The sequence below is a fragment of the Streptomyces sulfonofaciens genome (assembly GCF_014656295.1).
GTDB classification, from domain to species: Bacteria; Actinomycetota; Actinomycetes; order Streptomycetales; family Streptomycetaceae; genus Streptomyces; species Streptomyces sulfonofaciens.
Genome location: NZ_BNCD01000015.1, coordinates 212111 through 235873 on the forward strand (window position 1 = coordinate 212111; position 23763 = coordinate 235873).

Annotated in this window: 17 protein-coding genes; 10 read left to right on the forward strand and 7 right to left on the reverse strand. The window is 73.2% G+C overall.

Annotated features, from left to right (window positions below):
* Positions 1-207 precede the first annotated feature (207 nt).
* The 6 genes from IE313_RS23940 (at position 208) to IE313_RS23965 (ending at position 6133) form a co-directional block, all read left to right on the forward strand.
* Positions 208-1458, forward strand: a complete 1251-nt coding sequence (locus IE313_RS23940; protein WP_189935626.1) for a cytochrome P450 — start codon at positions 208-210, stop codon at positions 1456-1458.
* The gene (locus IE313_RS23945) at positions 1455-1724 is read left to right on the forward strand and encodes a ferredoxin (RefSeq protein WP_229924890.1); all 270 of its coding nucleotides are present in this window, start codon (positions 1455-1457) and stop codon (positions 1722-1724) included. The genes IE313_RS23940 and IE313_RS23945 overlap by 4 nt, the downstream gene beginning before the upstream one ends.
* 440 nt (positions 1725-2164) lie before the next feature.
* Positions 2165-3067: an MmyB family transcriptional regulator gene (locus tag IE313_RS23950; RefSeq protein WP_189935630.1), complete on the forward strand. Its 903-nt coding sequence runs from the start codon at positions 2165-2167 to the stop codon at positions 3065-3067.
* A gap of 47 nt (positions 3068-3114) precedes the next feature.
* Entirely contained in the window at positions 3115-4095 is a 981-nt protein-coding gene (locus IE313_RS23955) for an MBL fold metallo-hydrolase (protein ID WP_189935632.1), read from the forward strand.
* Positions 4096-4196: 101 nt separating this feature from the next.
* Complete coding sequence (locus IE313_RS23960; RefSeq protein WP_189935634.1) at positions 4197-5300, forward strand: beta-ketoacyl-[acyl-carrier-protein] synthase family protein; 1104 nt, start codon at positions 4197-4199, stop codon at positions 5298-5300.
* Between the two features lie 59 nt (positions 5301-5359).
* Positions 5360-6133, forward strand: a complete 774-nt coding sequence (locus IE313_RS23965) for a TetR family transcriptional regulator (protein WP_229924891.1) — start codon at positions 5360-5362, stop codon at positions 6131-6133.
* Positions 6134-6332: 199 nt separating this feature from the next.
* On the opposite strand, the gene IE313_RS23970 is transcribed toward IE313_RS23965, so the two are convergent.
* The gene (locus tag IE313_RS23970) at positions 6333-6830 is read right to left on the reverse strand and encodes a hypothetical protein (protein WP_189935636.1); all 498 of its coding nucleotides are present in this window, start codon (positions 6828-6830) and stop codon (positions 6333-6335) included.
* 755 nt (positions 6831-7585) lie between these two features.
* Here IE313_RS23970 and IE313_RS23975 point away from each other — a divergent pair.
* Both IE313_RS23975 and denD read left to right on the forward strand, forming a co-directional pair.
* The gene (locus tag IE313_RS23975) at positions 7586-8989 is read left to right on the forward strand and encodes a four-carbon acid sugar kinase family protein (protein WP_229924892.1); all 1404 of its coding nucleotides are present in this window, start codon (positions 7586-7588) and stop codon (positions 8987-8989) included.
* Entirely contained in the window at positions 8986-9975 is a 990-nt protein-coding gene (gene denD / locus IE313_RS23980) for a D-erythronate dehydrogenase (protein WP_189935638.1), read from the forward strand. The genes IE313_RS23975 and denD overlap by 4 nt, the downstream gene beginning before the upstream one ends.
* A 58-nt stretch (positions 9976-10033) precedes the next feature.
* Here the strand turns inward: denD and IE313_RS23985 are convergent, their stop codons facing one another.
* On the reverse strand, positions 10034-11149 hold the full coding sequence (locus tag IE313_RS23985) for an NAD(P)/FAD-dependent oxidoreductase (protein ID WP_189935640.1): 1116 nt from the start codon (positions 11147-11149) through the stop codon (positions 10034-10036).
* A 307-nt stretch (positions 11150-11456) separates the two neighbouring features.
* Entirely contained in the window at positions 11457-11936 is a 480-nt protein-coding gene (locus IE313_RS23990; protein ID WP_229924893.1) for an ATP-binding protein, read from the reverse strand.
* Between the two features lie 327 nt (positions 11937-12263).
* Here IE313_RS23990 and IE313_RS23995 point away from each other — a divergent pair, with 327 nt between their 5' ends.
* On the forward strand, positions 12264-13136 hold the full coding sequence (locus IE313_RS23995) for a Sco1979 family transcriptional regulator (RefSeq protein ID WP_189935644.1): 873 nt from the start codon (positions 12264-12266) through the stop codon (positions 13134-13136).
* Positions 13137-13471: 335 nt separating this feature from the next.
* On the opposite strand, the gene IE313_RS24000 is transcribed toward IE313_RS23995, so the two are convergent.
* The 3 genes from IE313_RS24000 to htpG all read right to left on the reverse strand — a co-directional run bounded on the left by IE313_RS24000 (position 13472) and on the right by htpG (position 17285).
* Positions 13472-13708 carry a hypothetical protein gene (locus tag IE313_RS24000; RefSeq protein ID WP_189935695.1) on the reverse strand — a complete coding sequence of 79 codons (237 nt, stop codon included), beginning with the start codon at positions 13706-13708 and terminating at the stop codon, positions 13472-13474.
* A 147-nt stretch (positions 13709-13855) separates the two neighbouring features.
* Complete coding sequence (locus IE313_RS24005) at positions 13856-15001, reverse strand: sensor histidine kinase (protein WP_189935646.1); 1146 nt, start codon at positions 14999-15001, stop codon at positions 13856-13858.
* A gap of 349 nt (positions 15002-15350) precedes the next feature.
* Entirely contained in the window at positions 15351-17285 is a 1935-nt protein-coding gene (gene htpG, locus IE313_RS24010) for a molecular chaperone HtpG (RefSeq protein WP_189935649.1), read from the reverse strand.
* Positions 17286-18041: 756 nt separating this feature from the next.
* On the opposite strand from htpG, the gene IE313_RS24015 reads away from it, so the two are divergent.
* The gene (locus tag IE313_RS24015) at positions 18042-20015 is read left to right on the forward strand and encodes a glycoside hydrolase family 6 protein (protein WP_189935651.1); all 1974 of its coding nucleotides are present in this window, start codon (positions 18042-18044) and stop codon (positions 20013-20015) included.
* Positions 20016-20307: 292 nt separating this feature from the next.
* On the opposite strand, the gene IE313_RS24020 is transcribed toward IE313_RS24015, so the two are convergent.
* Positions 20308-23214, reverse strand: a complete 2907-nt coding sequence (locus tag IE313_RS24020) for a glycosyl hydrolase (protein ID WP_189935653.1) — start codon at positions 23212-23214, stop codon at positions 20308-20310.
* Positions 23215-23763: the final 549 nt, after the last annotated feature.

The following is a 23763-nucleotide window of genomic DNA, read 5'->3' on the forward strand; positions in this document are numbered from 1 at the left end:
GGTCAGACATCCAGCAGTGTAGCCGACAATTCACCTGTGAATAGCAGAAGTTAGTATTCAGCGGGCATTACGGCGTCCGGTCGACCCCGCTCCAGCAGCGGGGTCGCGTGCACGGTCGTGCACGCGAGCACGGCCGTGCATGCGGGCACGGGCCGTCGCTGCGGGCGGAGGCCCCGGCGGCGCCGTGGTGGCGGGCCTGGAGGTGCCATGTCTCTCGTCAGCGATCCGGACGGCTCCCGCGACGACGGGGAGCCGGGCGGCCCCCGGGGCGACGCCGCTCCGGACGGCCCCCGGGCCGGTGCTCTGCCGCCGCTGCACCGGCTGGAGTTCGCGGCGGCGGCCCGGCCCCGTCCCGTCAGCCGTCCCGACGGCGGGACGGCCTGGCTGGTGACGCGGTACAAGGACGTCCGGCAGGTGCTGACGGACCCGCGCTTCAGCCGCGCGCAGTTGTACACCGAGGACGCCCCGCGGACGAGCGGCACTCCCAACGTGGCCGACACGCCCGAGTCCATGTTCAACCAGGACGGCCCGGACCACCTGCGCCTGCGCCGTACCGTGCAACAGGCGTTCACACCACGGGCCGTCGGGCGCTGGCGGCCCTGGGTGGCCTCGGTGGTGGAGCGGTTGCTCGACGACCTGGTGGACACGGGGGCGCCCGCGGACCTGGTCGCCTCGTTCACGCGTCCGCTGCCGTTCGCGGTGATCAGTACTCTGATGGGCCTGGAGGGGCTGGAACCGGCGCGGCTGCGCCACTGGGCCTCCTACGCGTTCGCCGACGGCTCCGACTCCCGAAAGGACGCGGCCGAGGCCCGGGCCCAGTTCGGGCGGTTCGCGGCCCGACTGCTGGCCGAGCGGCGGCGGGAGCCCGGGGACGACCTGGTGAGCCGCCTGGTGCGGGCCGCCGACCAGGAGGGCGGCATCCCGGAGGAGCAACTCGTCCAGTTGGTGTGCGGCCTGGCCGCGGGAGGCAACGACAGCGCGACTGCCGCGATCGGCAACGCCGTGGTGTACCTGCTGAGCGAGCGGCGAACGAGTTGGCCCCGGCTGGCCTGCACCGAGCGGGCCCGGGTGGCTACCGAGCGGCTGATCCACCGCATCCCGCTGGGCGACGAGGAGAGCGGTACCCGGCGGGCCGTCAGCGATGTGCGGGTCGGGGGCGTGACGATTCCCGCGGGCTCCGTCGTCGCGGTGAGTTTCGGCAGCGCCAACCGCGACCCGGAGGTCTTCCCGCCGGAACACCCCGGTGACCTGTTCGCGCCGCTGGACGCGCCCACCATGGCGTTCGGCGCCGGTCCGCACCACTGCCTGGGGTCCTGGCTGATCCGGATGGAGATGCACCTGTCCCTGGAGCGACTCGCCACCCGCCTGCCCGGCCTGCGGCTCGCCGAACCGGTCGGGGCGATCGAATGGCACAGGACCACCACGCGCAGCCCGCAGCGCCTGCGGGTGCTCTGGTGAGCGGCGGGCCGCTGCCGGCCGCACTGCGGGCGCGCGTCGACCGGACGCGCTGTGTGGGCGCCGGCATGTGCGCCGGAGTGGCGCCCGAGGAGTTCGAGGTGGACGGCCACGGGAAGTCACGGCCCCGCCGTCCCGTCGCTCCCGCGTCCGCGGACCTGGTCGAGGCGGTGTCCCTGTGCCCGATGGAGGCGATCGCCGTCTTCGACGCGGGCAGCGGCCGACCGGTGCGCCTGTGGGGCGACGAGCGGCCGGTCGAGGGGCCGTAGCGCGTCGAGGGCGGCCGAGCGGCCCGGCCGCAGGGCCTTGACCAGGTCGTTGTCGGGACCGGCGGTGGCGGTCCCGGGCCGGGTGCACGCGCCCGCCCCGGACGGGGTCCGCGGCCGGCGGTCGCTTCCGGGCCCCCGAGCCGGCGGCATGGGCCGTGCGGCGGGAGCCGGCAGCGGTGATACGGGTGCCCCTGCCGGCGCGCATTACTTCCTCCCGGCAGCCTTCTGCACCATCGTGCCGGGTGAATTCCCGTGCCGCGCGCATGGGCCGGACTTTCCTCACGTTCGGCGCGGCATGCTTTCCTGGGCACGGGTCGTATGTCAGTCTGCGTATTCCGCGCGTCGCGATTCTGGTAGCGACGGGGCGTGTTCAATGGACCAGGCACGATGGCGTGGTTCAATTTTGAACTACTGAGGGTTCGTCCGAGACGGAAGAGGGCATGGGGGCGAGGAGAGTCCGGAACCCCGCACGCGTAAGAGCGATCATGTTCGAGGCGCGCAGGCAGACCGACGCGGACAACGACCCCGAGCTGCACGACCTGCGCAAAAGCTACGGGTTGGGGCCGCGGGGCATCGGCAGCGGCCGACGCGTCAAGTACTACAGCCAGGATGAAATGGGTCTCAAGATCAGAAGACCCACCGACCCCCCGAATGCCGATGTGGGCAGACTCTACGCACGCATCGAACGGGGCCGCTTCGCACCCGACGAGGACCGGCTGCGGCGGATAGCCGAGGGCCTGCGCATGGGGGACCAGCAGTGGCGGGCGCTGTGGGCCGCGATGTACGGCGGGGCGGGGGAGCCCGCGTCGCTCAGGCCCGACACCGGTCTGCACATACCCGGAATATGGAAGGAGGTTGTGCGGTCCAGCTCGATGGCGGCCTATGTGTCGAACCGCTGCTGGGAAGTCGTGTACTGCAACTCCGTCGCCGAGGACCTGTTCGGGGCAATGCCGGCGAACATGATGCGCTGGATGCTCGGATTACCTCCCGAGGAGCGCAGCAGGGCGCTCACGCTGCAACGGGAAAGGGACTGGGTGGGCCCGGCGCTGGCCCAACTGAGCCGTTCCCTGGACGCCTATCCGCATGACCGGACGCTCCGGCAACTCGCCGCGGAGGTCGAAAACCACCCGGAACTCGGTCCTTTGTACAGGGGTTACCTGGATCCATACGTTCATCCCGACAACACCCACCGTCTTATGGTTCACGCCAGAACGGGAGTCGTGGGTGTGATGCGGGCCGGCGCAGCGCAACCGCTCGGTTCCCAGGGGGCCCGCGCGCTTTTCATATCGTGGACCCCTCTGTCCCGAATGCGGCAACTACCCGCACCCGACCGGCCTCGGTAGATCTGCACCCGTATCCCGCACCGGTGCCACGGCCTCACAATGATTCCATGACAACGACTTCGGGATTACGGACCGCCGCAGACGATGTGTACGTATGGTCCCAATCGACCGAAGGCGGCTGGGGACTGGCGAACTGCACGATGGTGGTCGGCGACGGCGGTGTGTCCGCCCTCGTGGACACGCCCTACACCTCGCTCATGCGGTCCCGGATGATGGCCGCGATGGGCGGCGTACGCCCGGACGCCGTGGTCGACACCATCATCCACACGCATGCGAACGGCGACCACACCTTCACCTCGGCCGAGTTCGGGGCCGCGCACGTCATCGGCACCCGCTCCAGCCAGGAGCACCTGCACCGCGACCCGACGCCCGAGCAGATGCAGGCGCTGGTCCACGGGCCGGGCCGGGACGGCCCCCTCGTCCGGTATCTGCGCCGGCACTTCGGGCACTTCGACTTCAGCGGCCTGGCCCTCGCGCCGACGACCCGCTCGTTCGCGGGGGAGCTCGCCGTCACCGTGGGCGGGACGGAACTGCGGTTGATCGAGGTGGGGCCGGCGCACACCGCCGGCGACGCGATCGTCCACCTGCCGCGGCAACGCGTCGTGTGCACCGGCGACATCGTCTTCCTGAAGGACCACCCCGTGCACTGGGCCGGGCCCATCGCGCGGGTGCTGGACGCCTGTGCGCGGATCCTCGCCCTCGCCCCCGAGGTCATCGTGCCCGGGCACGGCCCGGTCGCCGAACCGGCCGCACTGCGCGAGTACACGGCCTATCTGCGGTATGTGCGCGACCGCATCCACGAGGCGCACGGGCGCGGGCTGTCGGTGCTCGACACCGCGGCGTCGATACTGGCGGAGGGGCGCTACGGCCACCTCGCCCTGCCCGAGCGCCTCGTGGTCCTCGCGGGTGTCGAGCAGAGCCACCTGGACGGGACGGAGCCGCCCGGGATCCTGGGCCTCCTCACCCGGGCGGCCGAGTTCGCGGAGCGGCGCTCCACCCGGGTCCCCGTGTCCCGCACGTCGAGTTGATCCCGTACCTCCCGTAGCGCGGTGCGCCGCCGTGTGCGGCTTCGCGTGCCCGCGGGACCGACTTTTCGCCCACTGCCCGGGACAGAGGATAGGAGTTCGCCATGTCCCTCGCCTACGTGCACCGCCCGGCGTCCGTACGGGGCCGCTACGAGGTCTCGATGGAGGAGACCGTCGAGACCCTCAAACGTGCCATCGGGGTCCCCAACGGGAGGAACGATCCGAGGCTGGCGGACCGTGTCGAGGGCCTGGCCAGGAACACGCTGATCAAGCGGCGGTACTGGGCCAGGCCGCTCAGCGAGGTGTCCGCCACGAGCACGTTCGAGGAGCGGAACGAGCCCGCCGTGGAAGCCATGGTCGACATGGGCGAGAGGGCGCTCCAGGACGCCCTCGCCAACGCCGACTGCCTGCCCTCCGACATATTCGGCCTCGTCGTCAGCCACTCGACGACTCCTCGGACGCCGGGACCCGCGCAGCACTGGATCACGCGTCTCGGCCTCCCGCGGGACACCTGGATCATCCCGATGACGGAGCTGGGGTGCCTGGGCGGTGTGCACTCGCTCGCGCTGGCGGCACAGCTCGTGGCCGGACAGCCCGGGAGGAAGGTGGCCGTGTGCGTCAGCGAGTGCCTGCACACGGTGTACCGCGGGGCGGCGAAGAAACCCGGGCAGATCGTCCATGACCTGATTTACGGGGACCTCGCGGCCGCGTGTGTCGTGGAGGGCCTCGCCCGGGGGGAGACGAGTCGTGGCAGGTCCGGCCCGGGTCTCGTCGTCAAGAAGTGCTGGACGCACACCGTGCCGGGGACGACGGGCAAGTACACGCTCACCACGGGAGGGGACGGGCAGCTCTTCGACAGCGATCCTTCGGCACCCAGGATGGTGCCGGAGGTGATCCGGCTCATGTGGCGCGAACTCCTCGGCGAGGACGATCCGGGGTGGAGTCCCGACCGGGTGTACGCCCATCCCGGCTCGTCGAAGATCCTGCCGGCCATCTCCGCCGGCCTCGGCTGCAACCCGGAGCAGATACAGACGTCCTGGGACAGCTACCTCGACGGCGGGAACCAGGGCGGGGGGACGGTGCTGGACGCCATCCGCCGCGGTCTGGAGGGCGCACCGGCGCACGCCGAGGAAGTCGTGGTCGTAGGGGTCGGCCCCGGGTTCTCGGGAACGGGCATCATGGCCGAGACGGTCGCCCGCACCGCGTAGCGGCACCTGCCGCGGAGCGCCGCGGAGTACCGCCGGGGGCTCTGTCCCCCGGGACCGCCGTGAACGTAAGGTCGTCCTCGCAGCTTGAGCACGACCGGGGCAGGTGGGACATGGGACAGGCCGGGACACGTGAGGAACGGGCGGCGGAGACCCGAGCGGCGTTGCTGGACGCGGCCGCCGTCGAGTTCGCCGGATACGGCTACGCAGGGGCCAGCGTCGACCGGATCGCCCGCAGGGCCGACCGTTCCACGGGGTCGCTGTACCACCACTACCCGGGTGGCAAGAAGGAACTCGCCGAGCTGATCGTGCGCGGTCAGCCGGGCGCGGTACAGGTGCAGGGGCCCGCCGTCGGGCTCCAGCACCTGATCGACATCACCCTCGCCTGGGCCTGCCAGATGGTGGACAACCCGGTCCTGCTGGCCGGTGCCCGGCTGGTCGGGGAGCAGGGCGACTTCATCAAGGGGTCCGACGACTTCAACTCCCACGCCCAGTGGACGGAAGTGGTGATGGCGTCGCTGCTGGCCGCGCGGCGCCGGCGTGAGCTGCGTGCCGGGGTGGACATGCAGGGGACGGCGAGGCTGCTGGTGAACGCCTGCACCGGCGCGCAGTTGCAGGCCAGCATGGAGTCCGGGCCGGCGCGCGTCGACCTGCCCGGGCGGGTCGTGGAGGCGTGGGAGTGTTTACTGCCGGCGCTCGCGGTGCCGAGGGTCGTGAAGAACCTGGACCTCGACGTGGACCGCGTGCGCACCGGTTCGGCGCCCCTGCCGGTGCATCCGGCGGCAGGCGGCGCGGCCGGCTCCGGCGCCCAGGGCGGCGGCTCGGCGGCCATCTGAAAGCCTGACGGCTCCGCTCCCACGTGGGCGCCCGCGGCCCGGTCCGCGCGCGGCGCCGACGGCCGGCCCCGGGGTGGTGCCGCGGCCCGGCCGCGGCGTGCGCGCGGGCGGGGCCGCGTCGACGAGCGCCGCCTGCCGCGGGCGGGTCCGCGTCGACGTGCGCCGTCTGCGGATCGGCTCGACGCGTGCCGCCGGCGGCTCAGCGCGGCATCTGCCCGGCGAGTGCGTGCAGTCGATCGGCGGTGTGCCCGGCCCGCAGGGCCTCGATGCCGAGCGAGTCGGTCAGGTCCCCGTTCTCCAGCCACCTGGCCGTCTCCCAGTCCAGAAGGACGCTGATGTACTCCTGGACCTCGGCGAGTGCGGTGAGCCCCTGCCGGAGGTGCCCGCGGTCGATGAGGTGGCGGGCGCGCTCGAAGGCGTTCCGCGGTGGCAGGTCCCGGCGTCCGGCCAGGTCGGCCTGGGCGCCCTCGTCGAGGCCGGCGCGCATGAGGACCATGCCGAGTTGCAGCCCCACTCCGGCGCGGGCGGAGTCGGTGCCCCCGTCGAGGACCACGTCGACGAGACGCGGGGTGACGGTGTACGCGCCGTCCGCGCCGTCCTCGGCGGCACGCACGTGCGCATCGAGCACCAGCGGCATGTGCTGCGGCAGCCGCGACAATAAGAGCGCGAGGTCGCCCACGCGACCGAGCGTCGGCATGTCGGCCACGACGGCGGCGAGGTCCTCACAGCGCGGAACCCCGTCCTCATGTGGAACCCCGTCCTCCGGACCGCCCCGAGCCTGTGGCTCGCGCGCTGGACCGGGCGTCATCACGCAACCTCCGCCTCAGTGATTGACGGCTCACCAGCCGAAAAGTGCCCCATCCGCACACCGGCCGGTGCGCCTTGTTCGGGCACACGTGACGGAGCGGTCTGCAGATTCCGTGCACTGCGATTCTGGCTCGGGATGCTCCGGCCTGGTAGACCAGGCAGGATTCCATAGTTTAAAATTTAACAACTGAAGATTCGTTCGAAAACCGGGCAGGTGTCCGAGGCCGGCGGTCCGCCGTGCTCCGGGGCGGTCCGTGGTTTCCGCGGTCCGCGACGGCGGTAGACCGTCCGGGGCGCCGGTACCGGTCGGGATCGGGGTGCCCGGCGACCGCCTCCCCGCGCCGGCACCGCCCGACGCGGCCCCCGCGCTCAGGACCGCGCTCGACGGGACCGCCGGGGCGGAGGAAGGAAGCCGGCGATGAGCAAGGAACCGCCCCGTGGGGGGCCGCCGTACGAGGACCCGTGCGCGGGCCTCCCGTGCCGCGGCCCCGGTCGGACGATCACGCACCCGGACGCGATCGGGTTCGCCGCGCACCGCATGCGGACGCTGCCGTCAGCCGGCGGCGTCCGGTGAACGCCCCGAACGCCCCGGCGCCCGGGCAGGACCCGCCGGCACGCCCCGGGCCGCTGCCCCCCATCCGGCAGGTGGCCGCGGCACAGGTGCGCCGGGCACTGGCGGGAGCACGCCGGGTGGTCTTCCTCGACGACGACCCGACCGGCACGCAGACCGTCCGCGACCTGCCCGTGCTGACCCGCTGGAGCGTCGACGACGTCCGCTGGGCGCTGCGCCGTGAAACGCCGGGCTTCTTCGTGCTGACCAACACGCGCAGCCTCACGCCCGGGCAGGCCGCGGCCCGGGACCGCGACGTCGTCGAGGCGTGCCTGGCGGCGGCAGGGCGCGAGGGGGTGGCACTCGCCTTCGCCAGCCGCAGCGACTCCACGCTCCGCGGCCACTTCCCGTTGGAGACCGACGTGATCGGCGAGGTGATCGCGGAGAGGGGCGGGACCGTCGACGCGGTCGTGCTGGCGCCCGCCTACGTCGACGCCGGACGCGTCACGATCGGCGGCGTGCACTGGCTGCGCTCCGCCGGCGGGCTGCTCCCCGTGGCGGACAGCGAGTTCGCCCGGGACGCCACCTTCGGCTACCGCTCGTCCAGGCTCGCCGACTGGGCAGCCGAGAAGAGCGGAGGGCGCATCCCGGCGGGCGAGGTCGTCGAGCTGACCCTCGACGACCTGCGGGGCGGCACGACGGACGGCTTGCGCGAGCGCCTGGCGGGCACGCACGGCGGCCGTGTCGTCGCGCTCGACGCTGCGGAGGACGACGACCTCCGCGCGGCCGTCCTCGCGATCCTGGCCGCCGAGCGGGGCGGGTCCTCGTTCGTCTACCGCATCGGCCCCTCCTTCGTGCGGGCGCGCGTCGGCCAGGCGGCGCAGCCGCCCGTCGGACGCGGAACACTCGCGGGCCTGGTGGGGGCCGGCGCGCACGGGCTCGTCGTCGTCGGCTCCCACGTGGCGCTGACGAGCGGCCAGCTCGCCCGGCTCGCCGAGCGGCGCAGGTTCGTCGGGGTGGAGCTCGACGTGCCGGCCGTCCTCGACGACGAGCGCGCCGAGGAGCACATCCGGGGTGCCGTGCAGCGCGCGGCCGCGGCCCTCGGCGAGGACCTCGTGGTGCTGAGCACCTCCCGGAACCTGGTCGAGGGCGCGGACGAGGGGTCCAGCCTCGACATCGCACGCCGGGTGAGCGCCGCGCTCACCCGGACGGCCCGCCGGGTGGTGGCGGCCCGCCGTCCCGCGTTCGTGGTGGCGAAGGGCGGTATCACCTCCTCGGACGTGGCCACCGGGGCGCTGGGCATCCGGCGGGCCTGGGCCCGCGGCTCCCTGCTGCCCGGGATCGTGTCGCTGTGGGAACCGGTCTCCGGCCCCGCGGCGGGCCTGCCGTACGTGGTCTTCGCCGGGAACGTCGGCGACGAGGACGCGCTGGCGGACGTGATCGAAAGGCTGGAATCGGCCTCCCGGCCCCAGGGGTCGGGAGAAGGGATGGTCCCGTGACGGACGTACGAGTCGTCATCACCGGGGGCGCGGGCTTCCTCGGCTCGCTCCTGGCCCGCCGTCTGCTGGCGGCCCCCGTCGTCCTGGGCGGCGGTGCGGCAGCAAGGGTCGGCGAGCTGGTCCTGGTCGACCTGGCCCCGCCGCCGCCCGACCTCGCCGCCCGCGAGGAGGTGCGGGCGGTCACGGGCGAGCTCGCGGCGGTGCTCGGCGGACTCGGCGGGGCGGACGCCGTGTTCCACCTCGCCGGCGTGGTCAGCGGTGCCGCCGAGGCGGACTTCGACCTCGGCCTGCGCACCAACGTCGACGGGACGCGTGCGCTGCTGGAGTACGCCAGGGGGCACCGCGTGCCGCCGGTCCTGGTCTTCTCCAGCTCGCTGGCCGTTTTCGGCAGCGATCCCGCGATCGGGCCGGTCGGCGGCGTCGACGACGACACCCTGCCCCGGCCGCAGTCCAGCTACGGCATCCAGAAGTTCATCGGCGAGCAACTGGTCGCCGACTACACGCGCAAGGGCTTCGTGCGGGGCCGTTCCGTGCGGCTGATGACCGTGTCCGTGCGGCCGGGCAGGCCCAACGCGGCGGTGTCCGGCTTCCTGTCCGGAATCATCCGCGAACCGCTCGCCGGCGAGCGTGCGCTGTGCCCGGTCCCGCCCGACACCCCCGTCGCGCTGTCCTCGCCCCGGCGGACCCTGGACGGCATCCTGCGCGCCGCCTCGGCCGACGACGCCTCGTGGGGCAGCCGCACCGCGATGAACCTGCCCGCGCTCACCACCACGCCCCGCGAGATGGCGGCCGCCCTCGACCGGGTGGCGGGGGCCGGTACGAGCGGGCTGATCGACTGGAGGGACGACCCCGAGACCGGTGCCATCGTGCGCGGTTGGCCCGCGCGGTTCCACACCCCCCGTGCGCACCGGCTGGGTCTGAGCGCGGAAGAGTCCTTCGACGACATCGTGCGGGCGTACCTCTCCGACGACCCGGCAGCCGGATGAGCGCGGCGAGTTGGCCGACCGAGAGTTGGCCGACCGTGTGTCGGCCGACCGCGAGTGCTCAGGTGCGGGGGCGGTTGAGGAGGTCGTTTGCGTAGGGCAGGGCCAGGGTCCGGCTCTTGAGGCGGGCGGTCGCGCGGTTGCCGAGGATGGCCGTGCCGCGCCCCAGGATCGGGAGGAGGGTGGCGCCGGCATCGGGTCCGAAGGGCACGGAGAAGGCCCGCAGCGGGGCAGGCCGGTAGGGGCGGGGCTGGCTGCCGTGCCTGCCGTTGCGGTCCAGGTAGGCGCGGATGTTGTGGGCCGCCGCCGAGCCCTGCGCCATCGCGGTGGGGGAGAGCTTGGCCTCGGAGACGTCGTTGACGTCGCCGACGGCGAAGACGTCCTGCCTGCCGATGACCCTCAGATGGTCGTCCACCTTCACATGACCGCTGGGGTCGAGCCAGTCGCCGCGGCCCGCCAGCCGCAGCCACAGGGTGTTGGGCGTGGTGCCGGTGGTCCAGAAGACGACCTCGGCGTCGAACGGGGTGCCGTTCTGGTCCCGCAGGCTGCTGGAGCCGCCCCCGGTGGAGGAGATGACGGTGCGCAGGTGGACCCGTACGTCGTGGGCCTCCAGCCAGGACCGGGCCCTGCGGCCCAGCCCGCGGCTTAGGGTTCTGGAGAGCAGGTACGACCCGGAGTGCGCCAGCGTCACCTGGGCGTCCGGTCTGACCCGGCGCAGCTCGGCGGCCAGCTCGACTCCGGAGGGGCCGCCGCCGACGATGAGCACGTTCCTCGCGCGGGCGGCGCGGTACTGGTGGGCGTGGAAGGACTCGGCCGCCTCCTCGACCGTGGTGCCGGTGAACCTCGCGGGCTCCTGGTAGTCGGCTCCGGAGGCGAGGACCAGGACGTCGTAGGCGAGCCGGTGGCCGCTCTGGAGGACCACCAGACGCTCCGCGGTGCGGATGCCGACGGCCTTGTTCAGCACCGTGCGTCCGTGTCTGAGCAGCGAGCTGTACGGGATGAAGGGCGCGGTCGTCCAGGTGTCGTCGACGCTCGCCCGCAGGGAGGCGATCCTGTGGAAGAAGACCTCCTTGCCGTCGACGAGCGTGACCTCCGCGAACTCGTCCAGCTCCCGGGCCACTTTCACTCCCGCGTAGCCGCCGCCTATGACGACGACCCGGCGCTTGGACGTGTCCATATCGCGTTCCTCCATTGATGGCCGGCGCACGCCGATCGGCATGTGCGCCCTGCATGTGCATGTGCATCATCAATGGACGGCGGTGTTTTCTTCATCCGGTCACGACGCCCGGCGTGTCGCTATATATGGCGTCCTGCGTCGAGTTCGGCGCGCCGACCAGCGAAAACGCGCCGTACGCGACTGTCGCTGGCCGGATCTACGTGATGGCCGTTCACGAGATCTCCCGGAGTCCTCCGCCGGAACCCCCCGTTCCCTTCGCCGGGGTGGGCCGTCGGGGCCGGCGGTGGCGGGTGCGGAAGGTGGTGCGTCAGGCTCCGGAGGGGGCGGCGCCGAAGCGTGACAGGCCGCTCGCCAGAGCCGCCCACACCGTGTTCCCGCGGGTGAACGCGGAGCGCTCCACCCCCCACTCCTTGGCGATGTGCTCCACGAGCATCAGCCCGCGTCCGCTTTCGTCGTCGAAGGTGGGGGTGCACGGCAGCAGGTTGCACGGCGTGCCGCCGTAGTCGTGCACCTCCAGGTGGACCAGCCGATCGGTGGTGAGGCCGACGCAGCACAGGATGCGGGCGCTCGGGGTGTGGCATATGGCGTTGGTGACCAGCTCGGACAGGATCAGTACCGCGTCGTCGAGCGTCTTCTCGGGCAGTCGCCAGGAGCGCAGCTTCTCGGTGGTGGTACGGCGGGCCTCACCGACCCCGGCCTGAACGGCCGGGAGGTCGAGCCAGTGGACCCGGTCCGTGCGGTCACCGCCCAGGAGCTGGGGGCAGGACAGGGAGGTGAGAGGGGGCACGGTTGTCGCCTTCCGCCGGGGGACGGGTGGTGCGAGGGGGAGAGGGGGGCGAGCCGTCTGTACCGGAGTGCGGGCCGGTGCGGGGCTCGGACGGAGCATGAGCGGATGCCCGATCTCCGCCGTGGGGGTACGCCAAGTTCCTTTTGTCTGTGCGGCGTTGACGGAGACCTGGCGGTCGGAGAGATCGGTCACGCTGCCACTATGCTTGCTGCCGCAATCAAGCTGCAAGCTCCTTCCTGATAATTTCAACAAGCCGATATCCATCTGGTGTCGTCACCAACTACCTGGCACACTCCGGCTCGTGACAGCCACTCAGGAGGTTTGGCCGTGAGCGATGCCCGTACGGGTCCGGGCGCCAGTGGTCCCACCGTCCTCCGCATGATCCTCAGCAGGCGCCTGGGGGACCTGCGGCAGAGCGCCGGTGTGTCGCTGGAGGACGCGGCCGCGGCCCTGCGCGTGAAGCCGCTGACGATCCGCCGCCTGGAGAAGGCGGAGGTCGGACTCAAGATCCTCTACGTGGAGAAGCTGCTGGAGACCTACGGGGTCGGCCGGCAGGAGGCCGACGAGTTCATCGCCATGGCGGAGAAGGCGAACGAGCCCGGCTGGTGGCACCCCTACCGCGACGTCCTGCCCGCGTGGTTCACCGCCTACGTCAGCCTGGAGACCGGCGCCAAGACGCTGCGCACCTACGAGCCGCACTACGTCACGGGCCTGCTCCAGACCCACGCGTACGCGCGCGCGGTGCTGCGCGCCGGGTTCCCGAACGACACCGAAGAGGACCTCGAACGCCGGGTGGACCTGCGCCTGCGCCGCCAGGGCCTGCTGGAGCGGCCCGACGCGCCCACCCTCTGGGTGGTGATGGAGGAGGCGGTCCTGCACCGGGCCGTGGGCGGCCCCGGCGTGATGGGGGAGCAGATAGACCGGCTCCTGGAGGCCACCGAGCTGGCTCACGTGAGCGTCGACGTGGTGCCGTTCAACGCGGGAGCCCACGTCGGTGCGTTCGCGCCCTTCACCTACTTCCGGTTCGAGGAACCGGAGCTGCCGGACATCGTCTACACGGAGATTTTGTCCGGATCCATGTACCTCGACCAGCGGTCCGACGTGGTCGCCCACCTCGAAGCCCACAACCGGATGTCGCTGCTGACCTCCACCGCGGAGAGCAGGGCCCTGTTGAGCCGGATGCGCAAGGAGTACTCGTGACCGCCGCCGGACGGGCTCGTGGAGGGGCCGCCCGGGGCCCTCGCCGGGGCCGTGGCCGAGGCGGACCGGCTCCGGCCGTCCCGAGGGCGTGAGCGTCCTGCGACGGCGGGCGGACGGCGACGGGTAGGCGCACGGACGACGACTGCGCCCCGCGGACCGTCTCCGCGGGGCGCGGCGCGTGGGGCGCCGGGGCGCGATGCACGGGGTGCGCCGGGCGGCCGCAGCCGGAGCACCCGGCAGGGCTCCGGCTCACCCCGGCCGGGCTTCGGCTTACCCCGGCCGGGCTTCTGGCTCTCCCCGGCCGGGCTCCGGCTCACCCCCGGTCGGGCTTCGGCTCATCCGGCCGAGTAGCGGATCATCCAGTCGTTCTCCGGATTGCGGCCGAAGTCGGGGTCGTGCGGCGCCTGCGCCGGGGTCTCCTCGACCATCTGCGACGGTTCGACCCGGCTGGGGAGCCGCCCGAAACGCGCCGCCCTGATCGCGGCCGCGGCGGCCGCGTCCGCGGGCTGCTCGCCGCCTTTCCGACGGGCCCCGCCCTTCCCGGCCCCCTGCATGGCTTTTTTCTTCCCCATGGCCGCTCCCGCCTCGTCGTCCGCACGCCTGTCCGCAGGCCCGCCCGCGATGCCGTGCGCCGCGATGGTGTCCGCGATGCGTCCGCGGCCGGGGCCAGTGCCGGAAGCGTACGTCCGGGCACCGGGCGGGCGGCAGGCGCTCAGTGCTTACGGTTGCCTGACGTGATCCGATCCGTGCCGGTCGCCGGGCGGGAGGGGCAGGGTCACGTCGAACCGGCAGCCGCCCGCCACATTGCGCACGTCCGCGCTTCCGGAGTGCGCCTCCACGATGCCGCGGACGATGGCGAGACCGAGACCGGCGCTCGTGGACGGCGTCCTGGCCCGGGTACCGCGGAATCCCATGTCGAAGACGCGGGGCAGGTCCTGCGGCGGGATGCCCCCGCAGCCGTCGGCGACGGAGAGGACGACCCTGTCCGCACGGCGCCGCGCGGACAGGGTGACGGTGCCTTCCGCCGGGGTCCGCTGGATGGCGTTGACCAGGAGGTTGGCGAGCACCCGCGACATCTTTCGGCCGTCCACCTCCACCGGTAGGGATTCGATGACGTCGCCGGCCAGCCGCACGCCGTGTTCCTTCGCGAGTGCCTCGGCGCCCATGAGGGCCTCGTCGGCCAGGTCCTCCACGGACATCCTGGCGCGGTCGAGAGCGAGGGCGCCCGCATGGATCCGGGACAGGGTGAAGAGGTCGCCGACCATCGAGTCGAGCCGGTGCACCTCGGTGCCGATCTGGCGGAAGTAGCGCTCGGGCTCCTCGGCCACCCCGTCCTCCAGGGCCTCGGACATGGCCCGCAGCCCGGCGAGCGGGGTGCGCAGGTCGTGCGAAATCCAGGCGACCATGTCGCGGCGGGAAGCCTCCAGGGCGCGTTCCCGCTCCCGGGAGGCGGCGAGCTTGGCGCTGACCGACGACAGCTCGCGGGCCAGTGAGGTGAGCTCAGCGGTGGAGGCGCCACCGGGCGGCGAGAAGCCCCCCTCGTCGCCGAAGGAGTGGGCGGCCCGGGCCAGGTCGCGGCTGCGGGCGACCACCCAGCGGCCCAGCAGCACGGCGGGGGCCGGCGAGACGACGGCGGCGGACACCACGACCGTGGTGACCACCGAGAGGTCGTAGTCCGACAGCAGCATCGCATGCGCGACCACCAGCGTGCCCGCGAGCATCGCGGCGACCGGCACCGCGACCACGACGTTCATCCCGACCGCGACGGAGCGTCTGCGCAGCAGCCACAGCACCAGGGCGCCGAGCGCACCGGCGGCCGCGGCGCCCAGGAAGGCGACGAACGCGATGTGCGGCAGGTCGTGCACGGCGCGGGGCCTCCTTCGACGGGCCGCCGGGGCGGCACCCGGCACACCCGCCCGCGACCGGTGGACGGCTGCGGCGGGGAGCTGCGGACGGTGCGTGCCCCGCCGGGACCGGTGGGACACGGGCGGCCGTCCCGCTCCCCGGGCCGGGCCGCCGTCCGGCCCAGCGTACTGGCCGCCCGTCCCGGGCCCCTGTGCGCGCCGCCCGCATACGCCGCAGCGCACGGGCCCACGGGGCGTCCCACGAGGGCGGTACGGGCCCGGCCACGCCGCCGGCGGCCATGTGCCACGGCGGCCGGGCGGACTCGGTCCGCGCGGCCGCCGCGGCGGGGCTCACCGGCGCTCGTGGTGCCTACAGCGTCCGCTCCAGGCGGTCCGCCACCAGCTTGGTGAAGCGCGCCGGGTCGGAGAGCTCGCCGCCCTCCGCGAGGAGCGCCATCCCGTAGACGAGCTCGGCCGTCTCGACGAGGGAGGCGTCCTCGGGACGCTCGGCCTGGGCCCTGCGCAGACCCTCGACAAGGGCGTGCTGGGGGTTGAGTTCCAGGATGCGCTTGATGTGCGGCACCTCCTGGCCCATCGCGCGGTACATGCTCTGCAGGGCGGGCGTCACATCATGGGTGTCGGAGACGATGCACGCCGGCGAGACGGTGAGGCGCGAGGAGAGGCGGACCTCCTTGACCTCGTCCGCCAACTGCTTCGTCATCCAGGACAGCAGCTCCGCGTACTCCTGCTGCCGCTTCTCGCGCTCCGCCCTGGCACCGTCCTCCTCGTCGCCGGTGTCGAGGTCGGCCTCGCCCTTGGCGATGGACCGAAGCTGCTTGCCGTCGAACTCGGGAACGGCCTCCACCCAGACCTCGTCGACCGGGTCCGTCAGGAGCAGCACCTCCAGGCCCTTCTCACGGAAGGCCTCCATGTGCGGGGAGTTCTCGATGGCGGCGCGGGACTCGCCGGTCATGAAGTAGATGTGCTGCTGGCCCTCCTGCATCCGGGACACGTACTGCTGGAGGGTGGTCTGCTCGTCCTTGTCGCGGGTGGTGGCGAACGAGGAGACGGCGAGGATCGCGTCCTTGTTCTCGAAGTCGCCGAGGAGGCCCTCCTTGAGGACCCGGCCGAACTCCCGCCAGAAGGTCGCGTAGTCCTCCGGGCGGGCGGACATCATGTCCTTGACGGTGGACAGCACCTTCTTCGCGAGCCGGCGGCGCATCAGCTCGATCTGGCGGTCCTGCTGGAGGATTTCGCGGGAGACGTTGAGCGAGAGGTCCTGGGCGTCCACCACGCCCTTCACGAAGCGCAGGTACTCGGGCATCAGCGCCTCGCAGTCGTCCATGATGAAGACGCGCTTCACATAGAGCTGGACGCCGCGCTTGTGGCCGCGGGTGAAGAGGTCCTGCGGCGCCCGGGACGGCAGGAAGAGCAGGGCCTGGTACTCGAAGGTGCCCTCCGCCTGCATGCGGATGGTTTCGAGCGGGTCGTGCCAGTCGTGGCTGATGTGCTTGTACAGCTCGTGGTACTCGTCGTCGCCGACCTCGTCCTTGGAGCGGGCCCACAGGGCCTTCATGGAGTTGATCGTCTCGGGCCCGGGCGGTGTGCTCCCCGCGCCGTCCTCGGGCTGCTCGCCGTCCTTCGGCCCGGCCACCTCCGGGGCCATCCTGATCGGCCAGGTGATGAAGTCCGAGTACCGCTTGACGATCTCCCTGATCTTCCAGGGCGAGGTGTAGTCGAAGAGCTGGTCCTCGGTGTCCACGGGCTTGAGGCGCAGGGTGACCGAGGTGCCCTGCGGCAGGTCCTCGACCCGCTCGATGGTGTAGGTGCCCTCGCCGCCGGACGTCCAGCGCGTACCGCTGTCCTCGCCGGCGCGCCGGGTGAGCAGGGTGACCTCGTCGGCGACCATGAAACTCGCGTAGAAACCGACGCCGAACTGGCCGATCAGGCCCTCCGCGGAGGCCGCGTCCTTGGCCTCGCGCAGCTCCTTCAGGAACGCCGCCGTGCCCGAGTTGGCGATGGTGCCGATGAGCTGGACCACCTCCTCGTAGGACATGCCCACGCCGTTGTCGCGGACCGTGAGGGTGCGTGCTTCCGCGTCGGTCTCGATGTCGATGTGAAGGTCGGACACATCGGCGTCGAGCGCCTCGTCGCGGAGTGCTTCGAGGCGGAGTTTGTCCAGTGCGTCCGAGGCGTTGGAGATCAGCTCGCGCAGGAAGACGTCCTTGTTCGAGTAGATCGAATGGATCATCATCTGCAGGAGCTGGCGCGCCTCTACCTGGAACTCGAACGTCTCGGGCGGCATAACCTCGATTCCTCCTCGTGTCGCCTGCCGGTGGTGCGTCCTCGGCACTGTAGATCAACGACCGGCCGGGCGCGTCCGGTTCCCGCACCGCCGCACGCACGCCCGCCGGATCCGGCCGGACCCGCCGCCGGACGCGGACCCGGGAGCCCGCCCCCCCCCTGCTGCGCCCGCGTGGGGCCGTCCGGGCGCCCGGCCCGCGCCCCGGTCGGCTTCCGGAGCACATTGCGCCACTCGCGCCCCGGACGCACGCCCCTGTGCCGCCCACGCCCGGCCCGTACGGACCCCCGGGTGTGGAGACGCGTGGAGAAAACGTGAACGGACCCTATCCAGCGGGGCCGCCGGGCTGTTAGCTTCCGAGTGGGAGCGCTCCCAAGGCTGCGGCGACTGCCGGGGCCGCGGGGTCACGGCCGGTGGGACCGGGCTCCTGCGGGGTAGGAGCCGAACCCCGCCGCGCCCGCACCGCATCCGCGCCCCGACACCCGACACCCGACACCCGAACCCCGACGCCGGCGCCCCACTCCCGCGCCCCGACACCCGCACCCCTGCACCAGCGCCCCGCACCTCGGTACCCGCACCTCGGTAACCGCCTCGGTACCCGCGCTCGACGCCCGCACCTCGGTACCCGCACCCCGACGCCGTGGATCCTCCTCGGCCGGCCCCGTACGCCCGGCCGACCGGGCGGCACACGGGTGCCGGGTGGCTGCCGAATCGATCCTCCAACCGGCCGGACCGGCCGGGCGAGAAAGGGACACCACCATGCACTGGAAGAGACCTTGGCACGTCCTGGCCCTGGGGACGGCGCTGTTCGCCGGCGCGGCGCTCACCGTGGCGCCGGGACCCGCGGCGGCCGCGGAGCGCGCCGCGGCGGCCCGCGTGGACAACCCGTACGTCGGCGCCACGCCCTATGTGAACTCGGAGTGGTCGGCCAACGCCGCCCGTGAGCCGGGCGGCGGCGCCGTCTCCGACGAGCCGACCTACGTCTGGCTGGACCGCATCGCGGCGATCGAGGGCGTGAACGGGGGGATGGGGCTGCGCGACCACCTGGACGCCGCCAAGGCCCAGGGCGCCGACCTGGTGCAGCTCGTCGTCTACGACCTGCCGGGCCGCGACTGCGCCGCCCTCGCCTCCAACGGCGAGCTGGGCCCCGACGACCTCGCCGCCTACGAGAACGACTACATCGACCCGATCGCGGACGTCCTCTCCGACCCCGCGTACGCGAACCTGCGGATCGCCACGGTCATCGAGCCGGACTCGCTGCCGAACCTGGTGACCAACGCGAGCGGTCAGGCGGGCGCCACCGACGCCTGCGCGAAGATGCTCCAGAACGGCAACTACGTCAACGGCGTCGGCTACGCCCTGGCCACGCTCGGCGACATCCCCAACGTCTACAACTACATCGACGCGGGCCACCACGGCTGGCTCGGCTGGGACACCAACCTCGTGCCGTTCGCCCAGCTCGCGCACAAGGCGGCCACCACCTCCGGTGCCACGGTGGCCGACGTCGCCGGGTTCGCCGTCAACACCGCCAACTACAGCGCCCTGCACGAGCCGAACTTCACCATCTCCGACACGGTGGCGGGCTCCAGCGTGCGGCAGTCGAAGTGGCTGGACTGGAACCAGTACACCGACGAGCAGTCGTTCGCCCAGGGCCTGCGCTCGGCCGCGGTCACGGCCGGGTTCGAGTCCGGCATCGGCATGCTGGTCGACACCTCGCGCAACGGCTGGGGCGGCTCCGCCCGGCCGGCCGGCCCCGGCCCGACCACCAGCGTGGACGCCTACGTCGACGGGGGCCGCGTCGACCGCCGCATCCACGCCGGCAACTGGTGCAACCAGTCCGGTGCGGGTCTGGGCGAGCGTCCTGCGACGGCACCCGCGGCCGGCATCGACGCCTACGTCTGGGTCAAGCCGCCGGGTGAGTCGGACGGTGCGAGCCAGGCCATCGACAACGACGAGGGCAAGGGCTTCGACCGGATGTGCGACCCCACGTACACCGGCAACGGACGCAACGGCAACAGCCCGAGCGGCGCCCTCGCCGACTCCCCGCTGGCCGGGCACTGGTTCTCCGCGCAGTTCCGCCAGCTCCTCGCCAACGCCTACCCGCCGGTGGGCGGCGGTGGCGGCGGGGGTGCGGACACCCAGGCGCCCACCGCCCCCACCGGGCTGCGGGCGACGGGCACCACCGCCTCCAGCGCGTCGCTCTCGTGGAGCGCGTCGTCCGACAACGTGGGAGTGGCCGGCTACCTCGTCTACCGCGGCGGGGTCCAGGTGGGCACGTCCACCACGACCACGTTCACCGACACCGGCCTGTCGGCGTCCACCGCGTACACGTACACCGTCCGGGCGCGGGACGCGGCGGGCAACACCTCCGCGGCCTCCGGCGCGGTCACCGCCACCACCTCGTCCCAGGGCGGCGGGGGCGGCGGCAGCGGCGCCTGCACGGCCGCTTACCACGTCGACAACGACTGGGGGAGCGGCTTCACCGCGACCGTCACCGTCACCAACACCTCCGCGACGGCCCTGCCGTCCTGGCTGGTGAAGTGGGCCTTCGCGGGCAACCAGAAGGTCACCAACGCCTGGAACGCCACGGTCGCCCAGTCGGGCCAGGCCGTGACCGCCCAGAACGCCGCACACAACGGCTCCCTCTCGCCCGGGGCCAGCGCCTCGTTCGGCTTCCAGGGCAGCTACGGCGGCAGCAACGCCGCACCCACCCCCACCTGCACGGCGAGCTGACCGGCGCGCCGGGCGGGGGCGCACAGGGGCCTTCGGGGACCACCCCGCAAGCCCAGCGCCGACCGCAACCCGGCCCCACCACCGCCGGGACCGGCACCGCACCACTGAGGGCACACCCCGCCGCCGGTGCGGACACCGGCGGGGACGCCGACCGTGACGCCGCCCCGGACGCGGGCCCGAACCCGCGTCCGGGGCGGTGCCGCCGCCGCGGAGAGCGGCCGCCCCTTCCCGCCACCGCTCTCCGGGGCGGCCGGGAGGGGCGGCCGCGGCCCGTCGCCTCAGGAGCGCGGCGTCAGTCCGCCACCTCGACCAGGCGCACCGGGCCCAGCAGGCCCGACGCCACCGGCTCCCACTGGGGCGGCGGCGTCGTGCCGCGCCAGCTCATGTAGAAGTCGGTGTGCAGCTCCCCGCGGCGGGCCAGGTCGCGGACGCGGTTGGCGGCGAGGTTGGTCACCTCCACCTGAAGTACGTTCTCCCCGTCCCGCAGCGCCCCGCCCACCGGAAGCCGGAACGGCAGCGCCCACGCGGTGCCCAGATCCTGGCCGTTCAGGCGCACCCGCGCGCTCTCGCGCACATCGCCGAGGTCGAGCGCCCAGGCCCGGCCGGCCCCGGTGGCCCGGGGCGCCGTGAAGGCCAGGGTGTAGCGGGCCGTTCCGGAGAACGCCGCCGCCTCGTCGCCCAGTTCCGGCCATGACACCAGCTCGGTCAGCCGCCGGGTGGGCGGCAGCGCGGGGCCGCCCTCGCGGAAGGTCAGCGTCCAGGTGCCGGAGAGCGGGTGCCCGTCGCCGTCCGGCACCACCGCGCGGTACACCGGCCCGTCCAGCCGCCCGCGGTCGAAGGTGCGCAGGATCAGCGACTGCCCGGGATCCAGCCGCAGCCGCACCTGCACCCCGCCGGCGCCCCGCCGGGTCTCGGCGGGCCCGCGGACGTCCCGCAGCGGATCGAGCGCGCCGACCGACGCCGCGGCGGTGCCCAGCGCGTACCAGCCGTCGACCCGCTCCGCCGTGACGTTGGCGAGGAAGTAGTGCCACCCCCGCGCGTGCCTGCGCCGCAGCACCCGCAGTCCCGAGTCGGCCGCCGGCTCGCGCACCGCGGACGCGGCGGCCAGCGCCCGGTCGAGGTCGGCGTCGTGCGCGGCCACCACCACCCGCCCGGCCCCCACCCGGTGCACCCCGGGCCGCCCGCCGACCGGGTGCGCCCGCATCGCGTCCCGCAGCGCCGCCAGCCGTGCCCTGCGCCCGTCCAGGTCGGCCAGGCCCGGCACGTCCGCGGGCAGGTCGCCCACGAAGACGACCGTCGCACCCGCCGCAGCGAGGTCGTGCAGCCGCTGCGCGGTGTCCAGCGGGACGAGCCGCGCGCCGGGCACCACGACGACCGCGTAACCGCCGTGCTCGTTCACCACCCCCGAGGGGCCGCCGTGGAACCCCGCGAGCTGCCGGTCGGAGACCCAGTCGAACTGCCAGCCGCGCGCTTCGAGGCCCGCGGCGACCTCGCCCGCACCGGTCGGGTGCCCGTACATCCACGGGTCGCCCTGCCACTTGTAGTCCGGCGTCAGTTCGATGTCCTCGGCGGCGTCGCCGAGCCCCGCGTCGGGCAGTGCCCACAGGTCGTGCTGCGGCCAGTAGACGAGGACGTCGTTGCCGTGCGAGCCGCCCTGCAGCACGGACTGGCAGCGGGTGATGTAACCGGTGAGCTCGGGCAGGTCGTGCCAGAGCGTGTTGGCGGGCTTCAGCTCGGTCGCGGCGTAGAACGAGAAGCCGGGCCAGGGCGCGTCGTCGGGCGAGTACGCCGTGCCGTGGAACACGACGTGGTTGACACCGGCCGAGAACAGGACGTCGACCAGCGGTTTCACCTGCGACAGCGACACGTGGTAGTGCTCGTCCCGCCAGGTCGCGGTCTCCGCACCGACGAGCCGGCCGCCCTGGTGGTGCGCGGGTGACGAGGCGAACCGCCACACCAGCGACTTCGGCGGCTCGACGGCACCCGTGCCCTTCCGCAGCCCGGGGATCGGGATGTCCTCGGCGCCCAGGTACTCCGTCTCCGGGATGTCCGCGGCCCCGTAGATGTCCAGGAGGTTCGCCGGGGAGCCGTGCGCCTGGTTGCGCACCAGCCAGCCGCGCTCGGCGCTCCAGTCGGCCCACGGCTCGGCGAAACGTTTCAAAAACAGATCCGAAAAAGTCTCCCTGACGTCCGAGAGGACCCGCGCCCGCACCTCGGGCTCGCCGGCGCCGGTGAAGACCTCCGGCAGATGCGGCACGAGGTCGTAGCCGCGCAGCCGGGCGAACTCGGTCAGGGCGGCGGGCGTCCAGTCGGTGCGCTCCAGCTCGAACGAGTCGTGGAAGAGCGCCCGTACGCCCCGGTCGCCGCCGACCGCGGTGCCGAAGTGGTCCAGGTGGTGGCGGATCGACCCTGCGTCGAAGTAGTCGGCGAGCAGCCCCTTGCCGCCGGGTCCTGCCCGCTCGACCCGCTTGAGCACGAGACCGCTGAACACCCCCGTCAGTTGCCACCGCCCCTCGGGCGCGGTCCAGTCGAGGGTGCGGTCGGGGCCCACCCGTCCGGTGAGGTCGACCGTCCTGCCGCTGGACGCCTCGCGGGCGACCAGGGCCGCCAGGGGCGGCTCGGGCAGCGGCTGCATCGGCGGGCGCAGGTCGGGCCTGGAGAGCCGCTCCTCGTCGACGAGGCCGGGGTGCGGCGGCTGGACGGTGCGCACGGGCACACCCAGCCGCTCACCGCCGGACAGCTCCCACTGCTCGATGAGCGCGCGTCCCGCGCTGATCTCCGGGGTGATCCACGGCCCGCCCATGGTCCAGCCGGAGCCCGTGGTCAGGTCCACGCCGAGCCCCAGGTCGCGGGCGTGCCGGGTGGTGGCGTCGAGCGCGTCGAGCCAGGGGGCGCTCAGGTACCAGAGGATCCGGTCCTCATAGCCCTGTGCCTCGTAGATCGGCTGGATCTCGACCCCGCCGAAGCCGACGTCGGCGAACTGCCTCAGATGCCGCGCGAGTCCCTCCTCGGTCACGGCGCTGCCCAACCACCACCACCTCGTCCACGGCCGCATCTCGTGGGTGAACGGGCCCCAGCCCAGCCCGGCGGTCTCTGCGGCCGTCCCGGCCGTCGCGGCGGCGGCGCCCAGGGCACCGGGCGCAAGCGCCGCGGCGGTCAGAACGGCGGACCCTCTCAGGACATCCCGGCGGCGGATCACGGCCCACTCCTCATCGACAGGGCGGTCGGGCCGGACCGCCACCGGCCGGGTGCCGGCGACACAGCACCACCGACCCGGCGGCAGCGCAACGAACCGGCCAGGACCGCACTCCAGAAGATCGCCGCTCGACCGTCGCACAGCCCGGGCCCCGTCACAAGACCCTGTGCAACGTTTCAATGGGGCCCCGTCCTTCTGCCGGACGGGGCGAGCGGAGCCGGAGGGAGGCAGGAGGCCGAGGGCGAGGGGCCGGGGGGGGGATCGGGCTGCACGCCGGCGTGGTGCGGCGATGTCACCCGGCGGTGGCTGCGGGCCTCGCGGTGACCGGTGGCGGTCGCGGCGCTCACCGTGGACGTCGTGGGTCCGGCGGCGCGATCGAAACGGACCCCCTGGCGCGGTGTCACCCGCGGGCGGTTCGGTTCGCCGCCCGGGTCGAGCCGGTGGCGAGGGCGGGTGGCGCCCGGCGGTCCCGCGCCCGGGAGCCTTCACTCCGGTGGGGGAGTCATCGGTCCGGCCGGTCCCCGCGGCCACCGCATCTGCGGTGGCCGCGGG

Coding starts and splice junctions, on each gene's coding strand:
- IE313_RS23950 (WP_189935630.1), top strand. CDS start 2,165: ATGGGGGCGAGGAGAGTCCGGAACCCCGCACGCGTAAGAGCGATCATG.
- IE313_RS23985 (WP_189935640.1), bottom strand. CDS start 11,149: ATGGACACGTCCAAGCGCCGGGTCGTCGTCATAGGCGGCGGCTACGCG.
- IE313_RS23955 (WP_189935632.1), top strand. CDS start 3,115: ATGACAACGACTTCGGGATTACGGACCGCCGCAGACGATGTGTACGTA.
- htpG (WP_189935649.1), bottom strand. CDS start 17,285: ATGCCGCCCGAGACGTTCGAGTTCCAGGTAGAGGCGCGCCAGCTCCTG.
- IE313_RS24000 (WP_189935695.1), bottom strand. CDS start 13,708: ATGGGGAAGAAAAAAGCCATGCAGGGGGCCGGGAAGGGCGGGGCCCGT.
- IE313_RS24015 (WP_189935651.1), top strand. CDS start 18,042: ATGCACTGGAAGAGACCTTGGCACGTCCTGGCCCTGGGGACGGCGCTG.
- IE313_RS23970 (WP_189935636.1), bottom strand. CDS start 6,830: ATGCCGACGCTCGGTCGCGTGGGCGACCTCGCGCTCTTATTGTCGCGG.
- IE313_RS23960 (WP_189935634.1), top strand. CDS start 4,197: ATGTCCCTCGCCTACGTGCACCGCCCGGCGTCCGTACGGGGCCGCTAC.
- IE313_RS23940 (WP_189935626.1), top strand. CDS start 208: ATGTCTCTCGTCAGCGATCCGGACGGCTCCCGCGACGACGGGGAGCCG.